Origin of the sequence: Candidatus Protofrankia californiensis (genome assembly GCF_900634765.1) — a bacterium.
Lineage (GTDB): Bacteria > Actinomycetota > Actinomycetes > Frankiales > Frankiaceae > Protofrankia > Protofrankia californiensis.
Genome location: NZ_CAAAFT010000223.1, coordinates 23,820 through 26,476 on the forward strand (window position 1 = coordinate 23,820; position 2,657 = coordinate 26,476).

Here is a 2,657-nt window from a genome sequence, read left to right on the forward strand (position 1 = left end):
CCGTCCGCCGGATCGGTCATAATACCGTGAGGATGTCGCCGACGATGCGTCGACCGCGCGGAGGCAGTCGCTTTTCTCGCGGAGAACCGCTCCGCCAACGGCGTGAATCTCAGGATCGACGGTGGTGAGCCGTTCGCCTGTTGGTCAGCTCGTGGACCAGCCGATCGCTTCGCTCGAGCTCGCTCAGCAGCCGCCACCGCAGTGGATGTCCCACCAGCCGCAGGACGCTTTCCGCATACGTCGCCGCGGCCGTCGCCCGCCGGATCGAATGCGACAGCCTCAACGAACTCATCGCGGTCGCCGAAGCCGAAAACGGACCGGATCACCGACGAGGAGATCCAGGCCAGGCGGGACGCCCTGCTGCAGGCCCGGCAGCAGCAGGGTCCCTCCGAGATCGCGCGCTCTTCGGCTAGCTAGAATATCTCGATACTTGAGATTTTCCACAGGTCGCTCTGGCGTTCCAGGATCAGCCCGATGTGCGCGGGGCCACCGTCGGACTGCCCCGCCGACGAGCTTTTCGCGGCCTGGTCGGCCAGTACCAGCACTTCGGCGCGGTCGCCGTTGAGCGCTGTCACACCAACGGAGCGGACAGTCGTGGTGACGGTGACGCTCTGCGCCGGAGCCTGCTGCTGCAGCAGCGGTCGATAGAGGCGTTCGTACTGGTCGGTCGCTCGTCCCGTCAGAGAATCCTTGGCGGCCTGCTCGGTGGCGGCAATGTTGCTCGGGTTGACCGTGAAGACCGTCTCCACAACCTTGCCGATATTCTCGATCATGGTTGTCGTGGCGGTGGAATCGACGAAGGCGTCGTTGGTCGACAAGGCATGATGGCCGGCCCTGTCCGCATGGATACTCAAAGCGACGGCTGCTGTGACCACGACCGCCAGGCCGATCGTGAGTGCCACGAGAACCTGGAGGCGGGCGAGAGTGGGAACAGCGGGCGCGGCGGATTGCGCCGGCTCGTCGTCATCGGGAGATGCCGGCTCCTCGAGCGGGTCGCCGGTGGCGACCGCGGTGTCGTCGTCCGCCGTCGGTTTTCCGGTCGCCGGGTCCATAGCGAGTAGATCGGAGCCCTCGCCGTCAGCGGACGCGTCGGGTGTGGCCGAGGTGTCCTTGGTCCCGTCGGCGACATCGGGGCCAGCGACATCGGGGTCGCTGCCGCGTCGTCGGTGAGAAGACCGCCGTTCCGGTGCGAGCGGACGTGTCGCGGTCTTGCTGGTCTTGGAACGGTGAACGGATGTCACAGCAGCGTCCTCATGATCATAAATCGGCTCGGCGGTGTCATCTCCCCACCGGGACCGCCTGTATTGAGCTGAGCTTCCAACCCGAGGCCGTCCGTGTCACGTCGCCTGTGAGACGTGTACGTTCGGTTGTCGCTGGTTGTCCGTCGGGAACCGAGCGGATCTCGATGACCACGATCACCTTGGCCGTGCCGGCGGAGTGATCGAACGTGTTGAGGCCGGACTGGATGAGTCGAGCGGTGTTGACGGTCTTGGCATCGGTGATCGTTTTGGTGATCTGTGTGCGCTCCTGCCGGACCTTCTCCTGGAGCGGGCTCGTCGAGGCACTGGCCCAACCGTCCAGGTTCTCCTCTGCTCGGCGGTAGTCCACGGTGTTGAATACGATCATGCCGTCCTGCCCGGCGGTCATCGCGGCATCGCGGTCGGCCGTGAACGCGGCGTTCGCGGCGGCGTCGGATCTCGTCGCCGCCCACCAGCGCCAGCCCTGCCAGAGGCACATGGCCAGACCGATGACGAGCAGGCCCGCGAGGGCTCGGCCCGCGACCAGGCGTGCACGGGGATGACGTAACGGCCCGTCGGCGCGGCGGGCGCGGCATTGGCGGTGGGCGCGGTGGGTGCGGCCGGAAGCCTGTGCCGGGTTCGCGCCGGTCTCAGGGAGGTCACTGGCTTGGTCCCGCTGTTGGTCCCGCTCCTGTTGGACGGCGTTCTCGTCTCCAGCGTCCTGATCGTGACCTCCAGCATCCTGGCCGTGGCCCTCAGTGTTCTCGTTGCCGGCAGCCTTCCGCGCAGTCAGTCGAAGCGCCATGACCGATGAAACCTCCTCCTTGGCCGGCGATCGTGCTCCCGATCGCATCGACCTGTTCAGCCGGCGTCATTTCGACGTCGCATCTTCGCATGCCGGAGTTCACTGTCCGTCCGGGACGGCGGATCCTGAAAGTAGCCGGTCCGCACGTTCACGGAATCTCCCTTGTGGAGAAGTTCTGCCCTTCGAAGGGGTGACTGCCGACGATGCGCGAGGAGCCGGGGGGCGGAGTCCACTTCGGGCTTGGACACCGGTGGGTGTCGAAGGGCCTTCGTGTGATCGAGAACCTGGCTGCCTGTCCGGAATACCCCCGTCGGGTAGCCGTTTTCCTCCCGGGGGATGAGGATGGACATGTGTTCTCGTTCTATCGTCGAATATCACGATCTCCAGGGGCGGCATGACCTGACTCCCACCTCGTCATCGCTGTCAGTCCACTACTGACAGCGATGATCAGAGTTTCGGGTCACGATCGGCGTCGCCGCTTGTTCCGTTCTTCCGATCGAGGGATTCCAAAGAGTACTCGGTGTATCTGTGGGGCCTTCATCGCGGTGGAACGGAAGGGACGGGAAGCATGCCCACAGCTCCGATAAGCCATCCCCTCAACGCGACGACGCAGA

Annotated in this window: 2 protein-coding genes and 1 pseudogene; 1 reads left to right on the forward strand and 2 read right to left on the reverse strand. The window is 65.3% G+C overall.

Annotated features, from left to right (window positions below):
* Window positions 1–137 precede the first annotated feature (137 nt).
* Window positions 138–417 (forward strand): annotated as a pseudogene (locus DD1DGNOD_RS30820) (CopG family transcriptional regulator).
* Here DD1DGNOD_RS30820 and DD1DGNOD_RS12195 read toward each other — a convergent pair.
* Together DD1DGNOD_RS12195 and DD1DGNOD_RS12200 are read right to left on the reverse strand one after the other, a co-directional pair.
* Window positions 414–1,241 (reverse strand): hypothetical protein, encoded by an 828-nt coding sequence (locus DD1DGNOD_RS12195; protein WP_131770156.1) that lies wholly within the window; start codon window positions 1,239–1,241, stop codon window positions 414–416. The pseudogene DD1DGNOD_RS30820 and the gene DD1DGNOD_RS12195 overlap by 4 nt on opposite strands.
* A 37-nt stretch (window positions 1,242–1,278) precedes the next feature.
* Window positions 1,279–2,043: a hypothetical protein gene (locus DD1DGNOD_RS12200; protein ID WP_131770157.1), complete on the reverse strand. Its 765-nt coding sequence runs from the start codon at window positions 2,041–2,043 to the stop codon at window positions 1,279–1,281.
* Between the last annotated feature and the right edge of the window lie 614 nt (window positions 2,044–2,657).

Excerpts from the sequence above, each read along its gene's own strand:
- DD1DGNOD_RS12200 (WP_131770157.1), bottom strand. The coding sequence starts at position 2,043 with ATGGCGCTTCGACTGACTGCGCGGAAGGCTGCCGGCAACGAGAACACT.